The organism is Burkholderia anthina (genome assembly GCF_902498995.1).
Classification (GTDB): Bacteria; Pseudomonadota; Gammaproteobacteria; order Burkholderiales; family Burkholderiaceae; genus Burkholderia; species Burkholderia anthina.
The window spans coordinates 69,883-87,652 of the sequence record NZ_CABVLY010000024.1 but is presented as its reverse complement, the minus strand read 5'-3'; the positions used below and the strand labels follow the sequence as shown (position 1 = coordinate 87,652).

Genomic DNA, 17,770 nt, shown 5'->3' with positions numbered 1-17,770 from the left:
CGCCGCCCGATTGACTTCACCCCGGTTGGACGACGGAACGTCGCTTATTCGCAAGTCAGCCCGCATGCATTCTTGTTGTCCGACGATGGTGGCCCCGCCGTACATGCAGACACTCCGCGGCCGGCACGTACATCACGTGCCGGCAACGCGCTAACCCCGCGCTTTATTTCTGCTACCCCGTAGAACTTTTTCTATTCTTTTCATTTTTTCAACTTGTGGGGTGAAGAATAGATATTGGCAGAACCGGATGTCAATCGTTTTAAACGCTATTTTCTGAAGATTCAAGGGTTTTCCTTATCGGCCCGCACGGCCGCGCAGGCTTCTCACACCGCGTGCGCACGTCCAATCAAACAGGGGAGGATCGACGCCGATCGACCGGCGCGATCAGTTCGCGTCGACCTGGTATCCCTGCTGGCGCAACAATTCGAGCACGCCGCGCGGGCCGCCCAAATGCAGCGCGCCGATCGCGACGAACAGCGGCCGGTTCGGCGCGGCGATTGCCGTCATCCGTGCAACGAAGCGCCGGTTGCGCTCGTACAGGATCTTGTTGTCGATCGACGCCGACAGCGCCTTCGAACGGGCCAGCCGTTCGCTCTTCGCGACCGCCCACGCGGAGATCGCGTCGGCGTCGCCAATTTGCCACAGTCGGTGCAGCGACTTGATGTCGTCCGCATTCTGCGCCGGGGTCTGCACCATGTCCTGCGCGAGCATTTCGCGCTGCTCGGCCAGCGTCAGCCCGGTGAACGCGCGCATCTGCTCGGCGAGCGTCTCGAGCCCGATCACGCGGCCGCCCTTCTTCTTCAGATAGACGTTCTGCAGCTGCGCCTCGGTGCCGAACTCGGTCTGCAGGCCGGCCGACAGCGAGTCGTAGGTCTCGACGACGAGCGCCGCGAGCCACGGCCGCATCCGGCGGATCTCGGCGAGCGCGGCCGGATTGCCGTGCAGGCGCGCCGCAAGCCGCTGCCACAGCGGCTCGGGCAGCAGGCGCTGCAGGCACGGATAGCGGCACACGCCGTACTTCGATACGTCGTCCTGCGACTCGAGCAGATCGTCCGGCGACAGTTCGAGCGCGAGCGTCGGCGACGCGGCGAGCGCCGCGAGGATGCGCGGCCGGAACGGCTGCTGGCTCGGATAGTCGACCGGGTCGCCGGTGTGCAGCGTGCCGAGCACGTACAGCGTGACCTTGCCCTTGGTCGCGACGTAGAACGGCATGCGCGCCGGCTGCACGCGCACGGTGCCGCGGGCGACCGTCCCGTTCGACACGGACGGCCCATGAAAGCCCGGCAGGTTCATGCCAGGCGGCGGAACCTGCGACGGACGGATCGGCGAACTTGCCGGCGCACGCCCTTCGGCATGCGCGGCGTCGGCGGGAACCAGCACGCTGGCGGCCACGCACGCGCCGGCCAGCGCCGCGCCCGTGACCGTGCGCACGCTCCAGCGCCGTGCGTTGCGGCACGCGCGCATCACGCGCGCGCTGCCGGCCCCCGAACGGCGCACGCCAGACGCGCGCGCCGCCAGAACATCAGGCATTCGCCTCCCCCACCTCCTCGGCGCGATGGCAGGCCACGCGGCGTCCGTCGACGTCGCGCAACTGCGGTTCCTCGGCGCGGCAACGCTCGACCGCGTACGGGCAGCGCTGGTGAAACGCGCAGCCCGACGGCGGATTGAGCGGCGACGGCAGCTCGCCCTGCAGCTTGATCTGCACGCGGCGGTCTTCCTCGAAGATCGCCGGCGTCGCCGACATCAGCGCACGCGTGTACGGATGGCGCGGCCGTGCATAGATCGTCGCCTTGTCGCCGAGCTCGGCGACGCTGCCGAAGTACATCACCATCACGTCGTCCGCAACGTGCTCGACCACCGACAGATTGTGCGAGATGAACACGTAGCTCGTCTTGAACTGCTCCTGCAGATCCATGAACAGGTTCAGGATCTGCGCCTGGATCGACACGTCGAGCGCGGACACCGGCTCGTCGGCGACGACGATCCGCGGATCGAGGATCATCGCGCGCGCGATCGCGACGCGCTGGCGCTGGCCGCCCGAAAACATGTGCGGATAGCGCTTCGCGTGCTCGGGCCGCAGGCCGACCGTGCGCATGATCTGCGCGACGCGCTGCGCGCGTTCCGCGGCCGTCAGGCTCGCGTTGATCTCGAGCGGCTCCGCGAGCGTCTGCTCGACGGTCTTGCGCGGGTTCAGCGACGCGAACGGGTTCTGGAACACCATCTGCACGCGGCGGCGCAGGTCGGCGACCGTCTCGCGGTTCGCGCCGGCGACGTTCTTGCCGTCGATCACGAGACTGCCCGCGGTGGGCGTCTCGATCATCGTGAGCTGGCGCGCGAGCGTGGATTTCCCGCAGCCCGATTCGCCGACGACGGCGAGCGTCTTGCCGCGCTTCAGCGAGAACGACACGCCGTTCAGCGCCTTCACCGTGCCCTGTCCGAACATTCCGCGCTTCACCGAATAGTGTTTCGCGAGGCCATCGGCCACCAGCACGGCTTCCTCGTCGTGCGGCGTGGCACGCGCTTGATTGACTGCATTCATCGTGCACCTCCCGTCAGGTCGAGGCTGGAAACATTGAGCGGCTTGATGCAGCGCACACGCATCGCGTCGCTGCCCGGCGCGAGCGCATCCAGCGCCGGACGCGCCTTGCGGCAATCGTCGACGACGTACTTGCAGCGCGGCGCGAACAGGCACCCGGACGGGCGATCATCGCGGCCCGGCACCATGCCGGGCAATGCGGCAAGGCGACGCGCCCCCTTATTGTGCTCGGGAATCGCGGCGAGCAGCGCTTCGGTGTACGGATGATGCGGCGCACGGAAGATGTCCGGCACGCGATTGGTCTCGATGATCTCGCCCGCGTACATCACCGCGACGCGCTGCGCAACTTCCGACACCACGGCCAGATCGTGCGAGATCAGCACGAGCGCCATCCCGCGCTCCTTCTGCAGTTTCACGAGCAGATCCATGATCTGCGCCTGGATCGTCACGTCGAGCGCGGTGGTCGGCTCGTCGGCGATCAGCAGCTTCGGGTTGCATGCCACCGCCATCGCGATCATCACGCGCTGGTTCATCCCGCCCGACATCTGGTGCGGGAACGACGTAATGCGGTTCTTCGCGTCGGGAATGCCGACCTGGTCGAGCAGCTCGAGCGCGCGCCGGTGCAGCGCGTCGCCGCGCAGGCCTTCGTGCAGCTTCAGCACTTCCTTGATCTGGTAGCCGACCGTGTAGCTCGGGTTCAGGCTCGTCAGCGCGTCCTGGAACACCATCGCGATGTCCTTGCCGACGATCTTGCGGCGCGCCTTCGGCGACGCCTTCAGCAGGTCGACGCCGTTGAACGACACCTCGTCGGCCGTCACCTTGCCCGGCGCGTCGATCAGGCCCATCAGCGCCATCATCGTCACGCTCTTGCCGGAGCCCGATTCGCCGACGACGCCGACCACCTCGCCCGGCGCGATCGACAGGTTGATCCGGTCGACGGCGGGCAGGCCGTTGAAGTTCACCGCGAGATTGCGGATAGTCAGTAGATCTTGGCTCATGGTCACGCCATCCGCTTCAGTTTGGGATCGAGCGCGTCGCGCAGCCCGTCGCCGAGCAGGTTGATCGCAAGCACCGAAATCAGGATCGACAGGCCGGGCATCGTCACGATCCACCACGCGTTGTCGATGTAGTCGCGCGCGGACGCGAGCATCGCGCCCCACTCGGCGGTCGGCGGCTGTACGCCGAGGCCGAGGAAGCCGAGTGCGGCCGCATCGAGAATCGCCGACGAGAAGCCGAGCGTCGCCTGCACGATCAGCGGCGCCGTGCAGTTGGGCAGCACCTGCGAGAACATCAGGCGCAGCGTGCCGGCACCGGCCACGCGCGACGCCGTCACGTACTCCTTCTGCAGCTCGCCGAGCGCCGACGCGCGCGTGAGACGCACGTAGGCCGGCAGCGCGACGATCGCGATCGCGAACATCGTGTTGGTGAGGCCCGGGCCGATGATCGCGACGACCGCGACCGCGAGCAGCAGCGACGGCAGCGCAAGCAGCACGTCCATGATGCGCATCACCGGCGTGTCGGCCCACTTCTGGAAGAACGCGGCGACCAGCCCGAGCACGATGCCGGGGATCAGCGCGAGCACGACCGACACGAAGCCGATCCAGAACGACATCCGTGCGCCGAACATCAGCCGCGAAAGGATGTCGCGGCCCGCTTCGTCGGTGCCGAGGATGAACTTCCAGTTGCCGCCGTCGAGCCATGCGGGCGGGATCTTCACGTAGTCGCGGTATTGCTCGACCGGGCTGTGCGGCGCGATCAGCGGCGCGAGGAGCGCGACCAGGATCAGCACGAGCACGACGATGCCGGCGCCGACGGCGCCACGGTTGCGCGAGAAGTTGGCCCAGAACTCGCGCAGCGCGAGCGCACGGCCGCCGGCCGGCGCGGACTCGGTCGGCAGGGTATTTTGCAGATTGCTCATGGAATTACCTCGTATGGCGGATGCGCGGATTCAGCACGCCGTACATCAGGTCGACGATCAGGTTCACGACGATCACGAGCGTCGCGATCAACAGGATGCCGCCCTGCACGACCGGATAGTCGCGGCGGCCGATCGCATCGATCAGCCACTTGCCGACACCGGGCCACGAAAAGAGCGTTTCGGTCAGCACCGCGCCGGCAAGCAGCGTGCCGATCTGCAGGCCGATCACGGTGACGACCGGGATCAGCGCATTGCGCAGCGCATGCACGACGACCACGCGCGCGGGCGACAGCCCTTTCGCGCGGGCGGTGCGGATGTAGTCCTCGCGCAGCACTTCGAGCATCGACGAGCGCGTCATCCGCGCGATCACCGCGAGCGGGATCGTGCCGAGCACGATCGCGGGCAGGATCAGGTGGCTGACCGCCGACTTGAACGAGCCTTCGTCCGGCGCGAGCAGCGCGTCGATCAGCATGAAGCCCGTCGGATGCGGGAAGTCGTATTCGACCGCGATGCGCCCGGACACGGGCGTCCAGCCGAGGTACGACGAAAACACCATGATGAGGATCAGCCCCCACCAGAAGATCGGCATCGAATAGCCGGTGAGCGCGGTGCCCATCACGCCGTGATCGACGATCGAGCCGCGCCGCAGCGCGGCGATCACGCCGGCCGGGAGGCCGACGGCGAGCGCGAACACGAGCGCGCACAGCGACAGTTCGACGGTCGCCGGGAAGCGTGCGAAGAATTCGCCCGCGACGCTCGTGTTGGTGATGATCGACGTGCCGAGGTCGCCGTGCAGCGCACGGCCGATGTAGTGGAGATACTGCATGGGCAGCGGCTGGTCGAGCCCGAGGCGTTTCATCGCCTCCGCATGCATCGCGGGATCGACGCCGCGCTCGCCCATCATCACTTCGATGGGGTCGCCCGGTATCAGGTGAATCAGCGCAAACGCCAGGATGGTGATGCCGATGAAAGTCGGGATCACCATGCCCACGCGGCGCAACACGAATCTGAACATGATGCGTCTCGTAATTTCTTGTGGGAAATGTGCGACCGGCGACGGGAAGCTTTTGGCCTCCCGCCGCCGGATGAGTTAGCCGGTCTTCGCGACAGCTTACGACAGGCGTGTTACTTCACGCCAACACCATCGAAGCGCGCATAGCCGAGCGGCTCGATGCGCATGTCGACCACGTTCTTGCGTACCGGCTGGTAGACCGTCGAGTTCGCGATCGGCGAGAACGGCAGCTGCTGCGCGAAGATCTGCTGAGCCTGCGTGTAGATCTTCGTGCGCGCGTCCTGGCCCGTCGTCGTGCGACCCTTCTGGATCAGGTCGTCGAACGGCTTGTAGCACCAGTGCGAGAAGTTGTTGCCCTTGATCGCTTCGCAGCCGAGCAGCGTGCCGAGCCAGTTGTCGGGGTCGCCGTTGTCGCCCGTCCAGCCGATCAGCATCGTGTCCTGCTCGCCCGAGTGCGCACGCTTGATGTACTCGCCCCATTCGTACGTGACGATCTTCGCCTTCACGCCGATCTTCGCCCAGTCGGCCTGGATCATCTCGGCCATCAGGCGGGCGTTCGGGTTGTACGCGCGCTGCACCGGCATCGCCCACAGCGTGATGTCGAAACCGTTCGGGAAGCCGGCCTTCGCGAGCAGCGCCTTCGCCTTCGCGGTGTCGTAGGCGGGCATCTTCAGGTTCTTGTCGTACGACCATTGGGTCGGCGGCACCGGCGCGGTCGCGGCCTGGCCTGCCCCCTGGTAGACGGACTCGAGGATCGCCTTCTTGTTGATCGCCATGTCGAGCGCCTGACGCACTTCGAGCTTGTCGACCGGCTTGTGCTCGACGTTGTACGCGAGGTAGCCGAGGTTGAAGCCCGGCTGCGACGGCATGTCGACGCCCGAGTCGGCCTTCAGCGTCGCGATGTCCGCCGGACGCGGATAGCTCATCACCTGGCATTCGTCGCGCTTGATCTTCTGCACGCGCACGCCCGGATCGGGCGTGATCGAGAAGATCAGCTTCGAGATCTTCACCGCGCCCTTCTTCCAGTAATCAGGATTGCCGTCGAAACGGATCGTCGCGTCCTTCGTGTAGCTGCGGAAGATGAACGGGCCCGTGCCGATCGGCTTCTGGTTGATGTCGGCGGCCTTGCCTGCCTTCATCAGCTGATCCGCGTATTCGGCCGACAGGATCGACGCGAACTCCATCGCCATGTTCTGGATGAACGGCGCGTTCGGCTGGGCCAGCGTGAATTTCACGGTGTACGGATCGACCTTCTCGACCTTCGTGATCAGCTTGTCGAGGCCCATGTCGGTGAAGTACGGGAACGACACCGGGTAGGCCTTGCGGAACGGCTGGTTCGGATCGAGCATGCGCTCGAACGTGAACACGACGTCGTCCGCGTTGAATTCGCGCGTCGGCTTGAAGAAGTCGGTCGTGTGGAACTTCACGCCATGACGCAGATGGAACGTGTAGACCTTGCCGTCCGGCGACACGTCCCACTTCTCGGCGAGGCCCGGCTCGACCTTGGTGCCGCCGCGCTCGAATTCGACGAGACGGTTGTAGACGGTGAACGTGGCGGCCGTGAAATCGACGCCGGTCGTGAATTGTGCGGAATCGAAACCCGCCGGGCTGCCTTCTGAGCAGTAGACGAGCGTTTTGTTCGGGATCTGTGCGAATGCAGAACCCGCGATGCCGAACGATGCCGCTGCCACGCCTGCAATGGCGGTAACACGCAGGGTGTGCAACAGACGGTTGTATTCCATGTTTCCTCCAGGTCTCCAGATCGGAACCGGTCCCGCAGGGGGCCGGGTACGCGGATATTACTTGAGCTAGCGATCCTGCAACAAGCTGGAGAAAAAACTCTTCTCGCCGCGCCTACGCGGGTTTTTGCGGATGTCTTACACTCCCGAAAGGTGCCTCTGCGCGCGCCAACGACCGTTTCGTTCATCCCGCGCATGTTTCCTTCGACAACTAAACATCTCATACGTGTATGCGAACGCGCGTCACGCATTTTTCCGGCCGCCCCGCCCATCGTTGCAGCTTTCGCAACGATCGCGGAACGGCAACCGGCCGTCACGCCGGCGCGTCGAGATCCGCGCTGCGCGCGGGCACGAACGCGACCGCGACGATCGACAGCGCGAGCCCCGCCATCACGTAATAGGTCGGCGCGAGCGGCGTGCCCGTGGTCTTGATCAGCCACGTGACGATGAACTGGCCGAAGCCGCCGAACAGCATCACCGCGACGTTGTATGCAATCGACAGCCCGGTCGAGCGCACGTTCGCCGGAAACAGCTCGGCGATCATCGCGCCGAACGGCCCGTAATAGCCCGCGAGCGTGACCGACAGCACGGCCTGCACCGCGACCAGCCGGCCGATGCTCGGCGCCGCGTCGAGCCATGCGAAAAGCGGATACATCAGCGCGAGCGTCAGCACGAGCGACCACAGCGACAACCCCTTGCGGCCGATGCGATCCGACCATGCGCCGGCGATCGGCGACAGCACCATCAGCAGCAGGTTGCCGACGATCACCGCGTAGAACGATTGCGCATACGGCAGCTTCAGCTGCTTCACCGCGAAGGTCGGCAGATAGCTGATCAGCACGTAGATCGTCACCGTCAGCGCGATCACCGAGCCGAGCCCGCACAGCACTTCGCGCGGATGGCGCGTGAACACTTCGCCGAGCGTCGCGCGGCGCGCGCTTTGCTGCGCATGCAGGAACGCTTCGGAATCGGCGAGATGACGGCGGATGTAGAAGCCGATCGGGCCGATCACGAGCCCGAGGACGAACGGCACGCGCCAGCCCCAGCTGCGCAGCGCGTCGGGCGACAGCCCGCGCGTGACGGCCGCGCCGACGAGCGCGCCGATCAGCAGCGCGGCAGCCTGGCTCGCCATCTGCCAGCTGCCGTAGAAACCGCGTTTCGAGAACGGGGCGGCCTCGATCAGCAGCGCCGTCGCGCTGCCGAATTCGCCGCCGGCGGAGAAACCCTGCAGCAGGCGGCCGAGCACGATCAGGATCGGGCCGCCGATGCCGATCGCCGCATACGGCGGCGCAACGGCGAGCAGGAAGATGCCGGCCGTCATCAGCAGGATCACGAGCGACAGCGCGGCCTTGCGGCCCGCGCGGTCCGCGTACAGGCCGAACACGATGCCGCCGATCGGGCGCATGAAGAACGCGACGCCGAACGTCGCGGTGGTCAGCAGCAGCGACGAATATTCACTGGAGGTCGGGAAAAACAGCTCGGCGATCACGACCGTCATGAAGCCGAACACCGTGAAGTCGTACCACTCGAGCGCATTGCCGATCACGGCCGCCGCCACCGCGCGCCGGTTCAGCGCACGCTCGGGCCGGATCGTTTTCGATGAATTCGCAATCGTCGCCATGCGTGCCTCGTCCTCGTGAATTCGCCGTGTCGAACGGCGCGCCCCGCGGAGTGGCCGCGGCGCGCTGGTTTGCAGCGAGTGTAGAAAGCGACGGAACCGTTTTCAAGCAATAAAAACGCCCGCCGTCTTTCGACGGCGGGCGTTGTGCGGTTTTCACCACATTGCGGCATCGCACGATGCCGCCGGACGTCAGCCCATCTTCGAGAATGCGCTGCACCAGCCCTTCGCCGACACCTGCTTGCCGGGGAAAGCGCCGCACGGGCCCGAAGCCGAGCCCTTCTTGCCCTGGTACAGCATGCAGGCCGCGCAATCCTGGCCCGCTGCGTACTTCGGATACTTCGCCTTGTCGACCTTCGTGGCATCGGCCTTGTAGCCGAGCGCCACTGCGGTCGGATCCGTTTCCGACAGCATCGGCGCATCGGCCAGCGCTTCACGCGACAGCGCCAGCGCGGACACGGCACCAATGCTCGTAATCAGGAAACTCCGACGGGTTGTTTTCATGGGGGACTCGCTCCAACGTTATTGGTTTGAAAGCCGCTCTGGCGACGGCCTTCAACAGAATAACGCTCCAGCGTACAAACGTGCGCGCCGAAATGCCGGAGATAAGGGATTTCACACGGGCGCTGCCCGGGATTTCGCGCGCGCGGCCCGCATGGCCGCGGGCCGCGCGCGTCATGCATGCGACGTCATGTCGCCCACCCGCTGCGCGAGCGCGAGCGACGCGGTCAGCCCCGGCGACTCGATGCCGAACAGATTCACGAGCCCCCGCACGCCATGCTGCGCGGCGCCCTGCACGATGAAGTCGGCCGGCGGCTCGCCGGGCCCCGCGAGCTTCGGCCGGATCCCCGCGTAGGCCGGTTGCAGCGCGTCGTCGGGCAATTCCGGCCAGTATGCGCGAATCGACGCGTAGAACGCCTGCGCGCGCGCCGGATCGACTTCGTAGCGCAGCGCGTCGACCCATTCGACGTCCGGGCCGAAGCGCGCCTGCCCGGCCAGGTCGAGCGTCAGGTGCACGCCGAGCCCCGCCCGGTCGGGCATCGGATAGACGAGATGCGAGAACGGCGCGCGCCCGGACAGGCTGAAGTAATTGCCGCGCGCGAGATAGAGCGGCGGCACCCAGCGCGGATCGAGCCCGCGCGTGCGGCGTGCGAGCGCCTGCGCGCCGAGGCCCGCGCTGTTGATCACGCAGGCCGCCTCGATTTCGGTCGGCGCGTCGCCGCCGGTGCGTACGACGAAACGGCCGCCGCGCAGCACGTCGATCGACTCGACCGGGGATTTCAGCGCGCACATCGCGCCGTGGCGTTCCGCGTCGCCGAGCAGCGCGAGCATCAGCTGATGGCTGTCGACGATGCCGGTGGCGGGCGAGAACAGCGCCTCCACGCATTCGAGCGCGGGCTCGAGCGCCTGCGCGTCCGCACGCGTGAGCGGCAGCAGGTCGAACACGCCGTTTTCCGCCGCGCGCGCGGCGATCGCCTTCAGTTGCTTCACCTGCGCCGCGCTCGTCGCGACGAGCAGCTTGCCCACGCGCCGATGCGGCACATGGTGCGTGTCGCAGAATTGGTACAGCAGATCGCGCCCGTGCACGCACGACGTCGCCTTCAGCGAACCGCGCGGGTAGTAGAGCCCCGCATGGATGACCTCGCTGTTGCGCGAACTCGTGCCCGTGCCGATCGCGTCGGCCGCCTCGAGCACGATCGTCTCGCGCCCGCGTGCGGCCAGTTCCCGCGCAATCGCGAGGCCGACGACACCCGCGCCGATCACCACACAATCCGTCTGCTCCATGGCGTTTCGCGTCGCTAGCGCGTCGAGGGGAGAGAGAAGAATTGTACGTCCCGGTTAGCCCGCTTGCAGAAGGCATGTGCACGGCACCTGCGTGCGCGCCCCGTCGATGCGTGCGCCGCCGGTTCAGAATCCGATCGGCCGGCGCTTCGCCGCGCCTTCGTCCGCGCGGATATCGGACGGCGCGATCATGTCGCGGCCGTCGAGCCGCGCGGCGCCGAACGCATGCAGCAGCGCGCGGCGCATGGTGCGCGGCGGCGTCGCGGCCAGCACATCGAGCGCGTCGTCGTCGAGCGTATCGGGGAAGCGCCGCCCCCACGCGTGCGACGAGCGGATCTCGTCGTAGATCGTCTGCGCGATCCGGCGCGCGCCGGCCGCGTCGGGCGGCGCGATCTCGTACACGTTCATCCGGTTCAGCAGCGGCTCCGGAATCGCGTGCGCGTCGTTCGCGGTCGCGATCCAGATCACGTTGCCCGCATCGATCGGCACTTCGGCGAATTCGTCGACGAACGCACGTGCGGTGTCGTGCTCGAGCAGCGCGTACAGCGCACCGAGCGGATCGTATTGCGCGTCGCTGCCGGCCTTGTCGATTTCGTCGACCGCGATCACCGGGTTCGCGTAACTGCCGTTGACGAGCGCCTCGAACACCTTGCCGGGCTTCGCGTTCTTCCATTGCGACGATGCGCCCGACAGGATCCAGCCGGCCGTGAGCGAACTCATCGGCACGTAGTGGTACGCGGTGCCGAGCAGTTGCGCGAGCGCCTTCGCGAAATGCGTCTTGCCGATGCCGGGCGGGCCGAGCAGCAGGATCGGCATCAGTTCGAGCCGGTCCTCCGTCTCGAGACACAGCGCGACCTGCTTGCGCACGTCGCCGAGCGGCTCGACGAAATTGGGCAGCGCGTCTTCCAGCTCGTCGAACGACGGCATCCGGTTCGGCTTCACGCAAAAGCGCAGATTGCCGGTCTTGAGCATCCGCTCGTAGGTCGCGCGCAGTGCGTCGCTCGCGCTCTCGTTCAGGTCGTTCAGCGCCGTCTCGACCTGTTCGAGGTCATACACCGTGCTGAAGGACGCCACCGCCAGTTCCTGCTTCACCATCGCCGTCGTCATACCTGCCTCGCTACCGCTGCCGTCACACAACCATCAGACCCTTACGTTTTCAGTGTAGCGATCCCGCATCCGCGTGCAAGCAAGCAGCCGACCGGGTCTGCTGCTAACACCGCGCGCGCACTGCAGCGTCGTGCGGGGCGGCGTATCATCGAAAGTTCACCGGCCTTCGCGCCGGCTTCGCCGACGGCGCCCGCGCGCCGCCGCGCGCCTCGTTCCGAAGGGTTGCCGATGTCCGTTCCCGCCGCTCCCCCGCGCGTCGACACCGACGCCGCTCATACGGTCGACGCCGTCGACGCCGCGCTCAAGTCGCGCCGCGCGATTCGCGCGTTCCTGCCGACACCCGTGCCGCGCGACACGCTCGAGGCGATCCTCGAAGCCGCGAGCCGCGCGCCGTCGGGCACCAACATCCAGCCGTGGCGCGTCTATGTCGCGACCGGCGCGACCCGCGACGCACTCGCGGCAGCGCTCACGGCGGCCTACGAGGATCCGGCCCGCGACGAGAAATACGTCGCCGAATACGATTACTACCCGCGTGAATGGGTGTCGCCGTATATCGACCGGCGCCGCAAGGTCGGCTGGGACCTGTACGGGCTGTTGAACATCGGCCGCGACGAAAAGGCGCGCATGCACGCGCAGCACGCGCGCAACTTCCGCTTCTTCGATGCGCCCGTCGCGCTGTTCTTCACGCTCGATCGCGTGATGACGCACGGCGCGTGGCTCGACTGCGGCATGTTCCTGCAGGGCGTGATGACGGCCGCGCGCGCCCGCGGCCTCGACACCTGCCCGCAGGCCGCGTTCGTGCCGTTTCACCGGATCGTCGCCGAACATCTCGGCATGCCGGCCAACGAACAGCTCGTCTGCGGGATGTCGCTCGGCCATGCGGATCCCGACGCGATCGAGAACCGCCTCGTCACCGAACGCGCGCCCGTTGCGGAGTTCGCCCGCTTTCTGGCTTGAAAACACGTGACGCGCACCGACCTTTCGATCAGGACCGGATCGTGCGGCGAACCTGTCGCGACGCGCCCGGTCACACCACCGTCGAAATCGATCGGGCGTAAGATGTGCGTCCGTTCCCCGCTACCCCGCGTTTCCGGAGAAGTTTCATGCTGAAGCACGGCCTGGCCGTCCTGCTCGCGAGCGTCGCGCTCGCGGCCCATGCGCAGAGCCCCGCACCGGCCGCCGTCGCGTGGGAGATCCAGGTGGTGCGCGACGGTCAGACGATCGACACGTTCCAGCAGCGCACCACCGTGGGTCAGACCCGCACCGACACCCATCGCTATCCGTCCGCCGTGCCCGTCGGCTGCGGCAACGCCGCGCGCGTCGTGCCGACCGAGCGCTCGCGCTCGGTGACCGTCGCGCCGCTGTCGGTCGACGACGCCGCGCATACCGTGTCGCTCGCGCTCGACGTGCAGGAAACGCTCAACGACGAAACCGCGACGCGCAGCGATCCGTGCCTGCCCGTGTCGCCGCGGCAGATCGTCGCGAGCCATCCGGGCCTCGCGGTCGGCAGCGATGCGTGGACCGACTGGACACTCGTCGAGCAGCATCCGCACCTCGTCTACCGTGTGCGCGCGCACGTCGCGAAGGACTGAACGCCATGCCCGCCGACGCCTTGTCCCTGCCGTTCGCCGAACCGCACAGCGCGCCCGACGAAATCACCGCGGTGAGCTGGAACCTGCACAAGGGCCGCTCACCGCTCGGCTTCACCGCGTGGAACGCGATGCGCAGCTGGATGCAGTCGACGCACGCCGACGTGTATTTTCTGCAGGAAGCGATGGCGCGCCGCATGCCGCGCCCGGTGCTCGCGCCCGGCTTCGGCGCGCCGATGGACGACGCGGTCGACGACGTGTGGCACTGCCAGGCCACCGAGATCGCGCATGCGCTCGACTGGAAGATCGCACTCGGCCCGAACGTGTTCAAGCCGTCGTGGCGGCACGGCAATGCGATCCTGTCGCCGCACCCGCTCGACCTCGGCGGCCGCTGGGACATCTCCGCGCACCGCTTCGAGCGGCGCGGACTGCTGGTCGCGCGCGCGACGCTCGCCGGCTCGCGGCCCGTCACGCTGCTGTGCGCGCACCTCGCGCTCACGCGCGCGGCGCGACTGCGCCAGATGCACTGGATCGCACACTGGATCGTGCGCAACGCGGGCGACGGCCCGCTCGTGCTCGCCGGCGACTTCAACGACTGGCGCAACGATTCGGTCGCGCTGTTCGGCGAGATCGGGATGTCCGAAGTCGCGACGCTGCTCGGCCAGTCGGGCCGCACCTTCCCCGCGTTCTCGCCGGCGCTCGCGCTCGACAAGATGTTCGTGCGCGGGCTGACGCCGCTCGAATGGCAGGCGCCGTCCGGCGAAACCGCGTGGCTGTCGGATCACCTGCCGTATATCGCGCGCCTGCGCCTCGATCCGCAGTAACGCAAAGCGCGGCCGCGCGACGCGCGCTACAGTAGCGGTTTGCCGTCTTCCCGCCTCGCCGTCGCGCCGCCATGACCTACCTGCCGATCCTGCTGCAAATCGCCGTCGTCTACCTCGTCGCGGCGATCACGCCCGGCCCGAACTTCTTCATGATCTCGCAGCTGTCGCTCGCCGGGCGGCGCAGCCTGGGCGCCGCCTCGGCGCTCGGCGTCGGCACCGCATCGGTTGCGTGGGCAACGCTCGCGATGCTCGGCCTCGCGGCCGTGCTGCACCAGGTCGAATGGCTGTACGAGACGATCCGGATCGGCGGCGCCGTGTATCTCGTGTATTTCGGCTTCAAGCTGCTGCGCTCGGGCGTGCGTCGCGATCCGGCGCCGGCCGACACGCCGGACGACGGCGCGCCGCTGGCCGCGCCGCATGCGCGCGACTACCTGCGCGCGTATCGCAACGGTTTGTTCACCTGCCTGACCAACCCGAAATCGTGCGCGTTCTGGACCAGCGTGTTCGCGGCGATGCTGCCCGCGCACGTGCCGCTGTGGTTCAACGGCGCGGTGCTGGTGACGATCGGCGTGCTGTCGGCCGGCTGGTATTCGTGCGTCGCGTTCCTGTTCGCGAGCCCGCGCGCGCAGCGCGGCTACCGGCGCGTGCGACGCCCGCTCGACGCGCTGTGCGGCGCCGCGCTCGTCGGCCTCGGCGCGAAGCTCGCAGCCGATCGATGAAAGCATATTGAAATAATGCGTTGCGCCAAATCCGCGCAGCCACGGGGGTCAAGCCCGCATCTGCCCCAAGCAGGGTAAAATAAGGGGTTCCTCAAACGTCTGTCATCGAGAAGGCGCGTGTCCGACGCGCCGGCCGGCCGATCCGCGATCGGGCCGACGCACTCGGTTTTTTTGCCCGTTTTTGGGCCCGTTACACGCGTTCGCTACGCGCGTCCGTTTTCAAAGCCATGAGCAAATACGACACCGCCACCGTCCAATCCGTCCATCACTGGACCGACACGCTTTTCAGCTTCACCTGCACCCGCGAGCCGAGCCTGCGCTTCAACAACGGCGAATTCACGATGGTCGGCCTCGAGGTCGACGGCAAGCCGCTCGCGCGCGCCTACTCGATCGTCAGCCCGAACTACGAAGAGCATCTCGAATTCTTCAGCATCAAGGTCCAGAACGGCCCGCTGACGTCGCGCCTGCAGCACCTGAAGGTGGGCGACCCGGTGCTGATCGGCAAGAAGCCGACCGGCACGCTCGTCGCCGACAACCTGCTGCCCGGCAAGACGCTGTGGATGCTGTCGACCGGCACGGGCCTCGCGCCGTTCATGTCGATCATCCGCGATCCGGACATCTACGAACGCTTCGACAAGGTGATCCTCACGCACACCTGCCGCCTGAAGGGCGAGCTGGCGTACATGGACTACATCAAGCACGACCTGCCGGGCCACGAGTACCTCGGCGACATCATCAAGGAAAAGCTCGTCTACTACCCGACCGTCACGCGCGAAGCGTTCGACAACGAGGGCCGGATCACCGATCTGATCGCGACGGGCAAGCTGTTCACGGATCTCGACGTGCCGCCGTTCTCGCCCGAAAACGACCGCGTGATGCTGTGCGGCAGCACCGCGATGCTGAAGGACACGACCGATCTGCTGAAGCAGGCCGGCCTGGTCGAAGGCAAGAACAGCGCGCCGGGTCACTACGTGATCGAACGCGCATTCGTGGACTGATCGATCCCTAAGGGCCTGTTCCCGTTAATAACGGGAACAGGCCCTATTTGTGCCGCATCAAGAACCGGAGCGAAAGCTCCGGTTTTTTTTCGTCCCTGCTTGGCGAATTCGTAACAAACTGGGACCATGCCAGCTCAAATGGTTACATTTGGATACGTGCTGACGAGCGCTTTCGTGTCGGTGTTTTTCCTACAGGATCTTCATTCCGATTATTCACATTTACCCTTAAATGTCCGCCTGACATGACCTTTTCCGCATTTTTGAGATATTATTCGGCCCGCGCGGTGGTTGCCGGAATGGTCATCCAAGGGTCAGAATAAACGTTACGAGATGTAACTTTTGTTACCCTGGCGCGAGGCGATTCTCCGGCGTCGCCGTCGTCGAAACGGCAGCCGACCCGCGCAGCCGGCCGGTGCCTGAACCGCTTTCTGACAGCAGGGAGAGTCATGGATACGTCGCTCAACGCGCCCCCGGGCGCCCACGCCCCGTTCCCGTCGCGACAGTTCGCGCACGGTTGCGCCGCGACTGTGCCCATGGCCGACGCCCTGCCCGAACACGATGCGTGCGACGCGCGCATCGCTGCGCTGTCCGCGCAACTGATCGGCGCCGACGAAGCGGCCCGCCGCCATCTGGCCGGCGAACTGCACGACGGCCTCGGCGCCGAACTCACCGCTGCGCGTTTCGCGCTCGCCAACATCCACACGTGGCTGCCGGCCGATGCGCCGGAAGGCTGCCTGCGCGCGCTCGAGCTTGCGCAGCGCGCGCTCGACTCCGCGACCGATGCGAATCGCCGGCTGATCGACGAACGCGACACGCCCGCGCTCGACGGCGGGCTCGTCGGCGCGCTGTCGGCCTGGGTCGACGGCCACGCGGCACGCACCGGCCTGCGCGCGAGCTTCGTGTGCGCGGCCGATGCGCGGCTCACCCAACTCGCCGGCGCCAGCGCGCTCGCGATCTTCCGCGTCGCGCAGGAAGCGCTGTCGAACGTTGCGAAGCACGCGCGCGCCACGTCCGTCGATGTGCGGATCGAGACGAACGGCACGCATCTGACGCTGATCGTGACCGACGATGGGACCGGTTTCGCGCGCAGCCGCCGCACCGGCTACGGCCTTGCCGGCATGCGCGCACGCTGCGAAGCGTTCGGCGGCAGCTTCGAAGCGGGCGCGCCGGCATCCGGCCGCGGCACGCGCGTCGCCGCGCGCCTTGCGTGGGACTCGCTGTTCGCGGTGCCCGCCGCGGCGCGCCACGCGTCGCGTTCGTGAGGTCGTCATGAGCCTGAACATTCTGCTCGTGGACGATCATGCGATCGTCCGGCAAGGCATCCGCCACCTGTTGATCGATCGCGGCGTCGCGCGCGACGTGGTCGAGGCCGACAACGGCAGCGACGCGGTGGCCGCCGTCGACCGGCAGACGTTCGACGTGGTCCTGCTCGACATCTCGCTGCCCGACACGAACGGCATCGAGGTGCTCAAGCGCATCAAGCGCAAGCTGCCGGGCACGCCGGTGCTGATGTTCTCGATGTACCGCGAGGATCAGTACGCGGTGCGCGCGCTGAAGGCCGGCGCGGCCGGCTACCTGTCGAAGACGGTGAACGCCGCGCAGATGATCGGCGCGATCCAGCAGGTCGCCGCGGGCCGCAAGTACGTGAGCCCGGCGATGGCCGAGGCGCTCGCCGAATACGTGTCGTTCGAGAACGAGCCGCTGCCGCACGAGAAGCTGTCCGACCGCGAATACCAGACGCTCTGCATGCTCGCGTCGGGCAAACGGCTCACCGACATCGCGAACACGCTGTCGCTGTCGGTGAAGACGGTCAGCGTGTACCGGTCGCGGCTGCTCGAGAAGATGCGGCTGTCGAACAACGCGGAACTCACGTTCTACGTGATGAGCAACCAGCTCGTCGACATGGCGCCCGCGTCGGGCGCCTGACG

The 17,770-nt window shown here is 67.0% G+C and carries 17 protein-coding genes; 7 read left to right on the top strand and 10 right to left on the bottom strand.

The window, feature by feature from the left end:
* Positions 1-384: 384 nt before the first annotated feature.
* From BME24068_RS26825 to BME24068_RS26780, 10 genes are all read right to left on the bottom strand, one after another.
* Positions 385-1,530 carry a TraB/GumN family protein gene (locus BME24068_RS26825; RefSeq protein WP_096508488.1) on the bottom strand — a complete coding sequence of 382 codons (1,146 nt, stop codon included), beginning with the start codon at positions 1,528-1,530 and terminating at the stop codon, positions 385-387.
* Positions 1,523-2,539, bottom strand: coding sequence for a peptide ABC transporter ATP-binding protein (locus BME24068_RS26820; protein WP_096508487.1), 1,017 nt, complete (start codon positions 2,537-2,539; stop codon positions 1,523-1,525). Before BME24068_RS26820 ends, BME24068_RS26825 begins: the two co-directional genes overlap by 8 nt.
* Positions 2,536-3,534: an ABC transporter ATP-binding protein gene (locus BME24068_RS26815; RefSeq protein ID WP_096508486.1), complete on the bottom strand. Its 999-nt coding sequence runs from the start codon at positions 3,532-3,534 to the stop codon at positions 2,536-2,538. Before BME24068_RS26815 ends, BME24068_RS26820 begins: the two co-directional genes overlap by 4 nt.
* A 2-nt stretch (positions 3,535-3,536) precedes the next feature.
* Complete coding sequence (locus BME24068_RS26810; RefSeq protein ID WP_096508485.1) at positions 3,537-4,454, bottom strand: ABC transporter permease subunit; 918 nt, start codon at positions 4,452-4,454, stop codon at positions 3,537-3,539.
* A 4-nt stretch (positions 4,455-4,458) separates the two neighbouring features.
* A complete protein-coding gene (locus BME24068_RS26805; RefSeq protein WP_096508484.1) occupies positions 4,459-5,469 on the bottom strand; it encodes an ABC transporter permease subunit in 1,011 nt (336 codons plus the stop codon).
* A gap of 110 nt (positions 5,470-5,579) precedes the next feature.
* A complete protein-coding gene (locus BME24068_RS26800; RefSeq protein WP_096508483.1) occupies positions 5,580-7,208 on the bottom strand; it encodes an ABC transporter substrate-binding protein in 1,629 nt (542 codons plus the stop codon).
* 310 nt (positions 7,209-7,518) lie between these two features.
* Positions 7,519-8,826, bottom strand: a complete 1,308-nt coding sequence (locus BME24068_RS26795) for an MFS transporter (protein WP_096508482.1) — start codon at positions 8,824-8,826, stop codon at positions 7,519-7,521.
* Between the two features lie 189 nt (positions 8,827-9,015).
* Positions 9,016-9,327, bottom strand: coding sequence for a high-potential iron-sulfur protein (locus tag BME24068_RS26790; RefSeq protein ID WP_096508481.1), 312 nt, complete (start codon positions 9,325-9,327; stop codon positions 9,016-9,018).
* Positions 9,328-9,498: 171 nt separating this feature from the next.
* A complete protein-coding gene (locus tag BME24068_RS26785; protein WP_174927895.1) occupies positions 9,499-10,608 on the bottom strand; it encodes an NAD(P)/FAD-dependent oxidoreductase in 1,110 nt (369 codons plus the stop codon).
* 123 nt (positions 10,609-10,731) lie between these two features.
* Complete coding sequence (locus BME24068_RS26780) at positions 10,732-11,712, bottom strand: AAA family ATPase (protein ID WP_096508479.1); 981 nt, start codon at positions 11,710-11,712, stop codon at positions 10,732-10,734.
* 228 nt (positions 11,713-11,940) lie between these two features.
* Here BME24068_RS26780 and BME24068_RS26775 point away from each other — a divergent pair, with 228 nt between their 5' ends.
* The 7 genes from BME24068_RS26775 to rqpR all read left to right on the top strand — a co-directional run bounded on the left by BME24068_RS26775 (position 11,941) and on the right by rqpR (position 17,768).
* Positions 11,941-12,669, top strand: a complete 729-nt coding sequence (locus BME24068_RS26775; RefSeq protein WP_096508478.1) for a nitroreductase — start codon at positions 11,941-11,943, stop codon at positions 12,667-12,669.
* Between the two features lie 146 nt (positions 12,670-12,815).
* Complete coding sequence (locus tag BME24068_RS26770; RefSeq protein ID WP_174927894.1) at positions 12,816-13,304, top strand: hypothetical protein; 489 nt, start codon at positions 12,816-12,818, stop codon at positions 13,302-13,304.
* Between the two features lie 5 nt (positions 13,305-13,309).
* Positions 13,310-14,125, top strand: coding sequence for an endonuclease/exonuclease/phosphatase family protein (locus tag BME24068_RS26765; protein WP_096508476.1), 816 nt, complete (start codon positions 13,310-13,312; stop codon positions 14,123-14,125).
* 71 nt (positions 14,126-14,196) lie between these two features.
* Positions 14,197-14,844 (top strand): LysE family translocator, encoded by a 648-nt coding sequence (locus BME24068_RS26760; protein ID WP_096508475.1) that lies wholly within the window; start codon positions 14,197-14,199, stop codon positions 14,842-14,844.
* Positions 14,845-15,071: 227 nt separating this feature from the next.
* Positions 15,072-15,842: a ferredoxin--NADP reductase gene (locus tag BME24068_RS26755; RefSeq protein ID WP_014895765.1), complete on the top strand. Its 771-nt coding sequence runs from the start codon at positions 15,072-15,074 to the stop codon at positions 15,840-15,842.
* Positions 15,843-16,288: 446 nt separating this feature from the next.
* Positions 16,289-17,104 (top strand): quorum system sensor histidine kinase RqpS, encoded by an 816-nt coding sequence (rqpS, locus tag BME24068_RS26750; protein ID WP_174927893.1) that lies wholly within the window; start codon positions 16,289-16,291, stop codon positions 17,102-17,104.
* A gap of 7 nt (positions 17,105-17,111) precedes the next feature.
* Positions 17,112-17,768, top strand: a complete 657-nt coding sequence (gene rqpR / locus BME24068_RS26745; RefSeq protein WP_096508472.1) for a response regulator transcription factor RqpR — start codon at positions 17,112-17,114, stop codon at positions 17,766-17,768.
* Positions 17,769-17,770 lie beyond the last annotated feature (2 nt).

Bases quoted from the DNA above. Each gene is read 5' to 3' on its own strand.
- BME24068_RS26810 (WP_096508485.1), bottom strand. From the start codon at position 4,454: ATGAGCAATCTGCAAAATACCCTGCCGACCGAGTCCGCGCCGGCCGGC.
- BME24068_RS26805 (WP_096508484.1), bottom strand. From the start codon at position 5,469: ATGTTCAGATTCGTGTTGCGCCGCGTGGGCATGGTGATCCCGACTTTC.
- rqpR (WP_096508472.1), top strand. From the start codon at position 17,112: ATGAGCCTGAACATTCTGCTCGTGGACGATCATGCGATCGTCCGGCAA.
- BME24068_RS26825 (WP_096508488.1), bottom strand. From the start codon at position 1,530: ATGCCTGATGTTCTGGCGGCGCGCGCGTCTGGCGTGCGCCGTTCGGGG.
- BME24068_RS26780 (WP_096508479.1), bottom strand. From the start codon at position 11,712: ATGACGACGGCGATGGTGAAGCAGGAACTGGCGGTGGCGTCCTTCAGC.
- BME24068_RS26775 (WP_096508478.1), top strand. From the start codon at position 11,941: ATGTCCGTTCCCGCCGCTCCCCCGCGCGTCGACACCGACGCCGCTCAT.
- BME24068_RS26765 (WP_096508476.1), top strand. From the start codon at position 13,310: ATGCCCGCCGACGCCTTGTCCCTGCCGTTCGCCGAACCGCACAGCGCG.
- BME24068_RS26790 (WP_096508481.1), bottom strand. From the start codon at position 9,327: ATGAAAACAACCCGTCGGAGTTTCCTGATTACGAGCATTGGTGCCGTG.
- BME24068_RS26770 (WP_174927894.1), top strand. From the start codon at position 12,816: ATGCTGAAGCACGGCCTGGCCGTCCTGCTCGCGAGCGTCGCGCTCGCG.
- BME24068_RS26795 (WP_096508482.1), bottom strand. From the start codon at position 8,826: ATGGCGACGATTGCGAATTCATCGAAAACGATCCGGCCCGAGCGTGCG.
- rqpS (WP_174927893.1), top strand. From the start codon at position 16,289: ATGGATACGTCGCTCAACGCGCCCCCGGGCGCCCACGCCCCGTTCCCG.
- BME24068_RS26755 (WP_014895765.1), top strand. From the start codon at position 15,072: ATGAGCAAATACGACACCGCCACCGTCCAATCCGTCCATCACTGGACC.
- BME24068_RS26760 (WP_096508475.1), top strand. From the start codon at position 14,197: ATGACCTACCTGCCGATCCTGCTGCAAATCGCCGTCGTCTACCTCGTC.
- BME24068_RS26785 (WP_174927895.1), bottom strand. From the start codon at position 10,608: ATGGAGCAGACGGATTGTGTGGTGATCGGCGCGGGTGTCGTCGGCCTC.
- BME24068_RS26800 (WP_096508483.1), bottom strand. From the start codon at position 7,208: ATGGAATACAACCGTCTGTTGCACACCCTGCGTGTTACCGCCATTGCA.
- BME24068_RS26820 (WP_096508487.1), bottom strand. From the start codon at position 2,539: ATGAATGCAGTCAATCAAGCGCGTGCCACGCCGCACGACGAGGAAGCC.
- BME24068_RS26815 (WP_096508486.1), bottom strand. From the start codon at position 3,534: ATGAGCCAAGATCTACTGACTATCCGCAATCTCGCGGTGAACTTCAAC.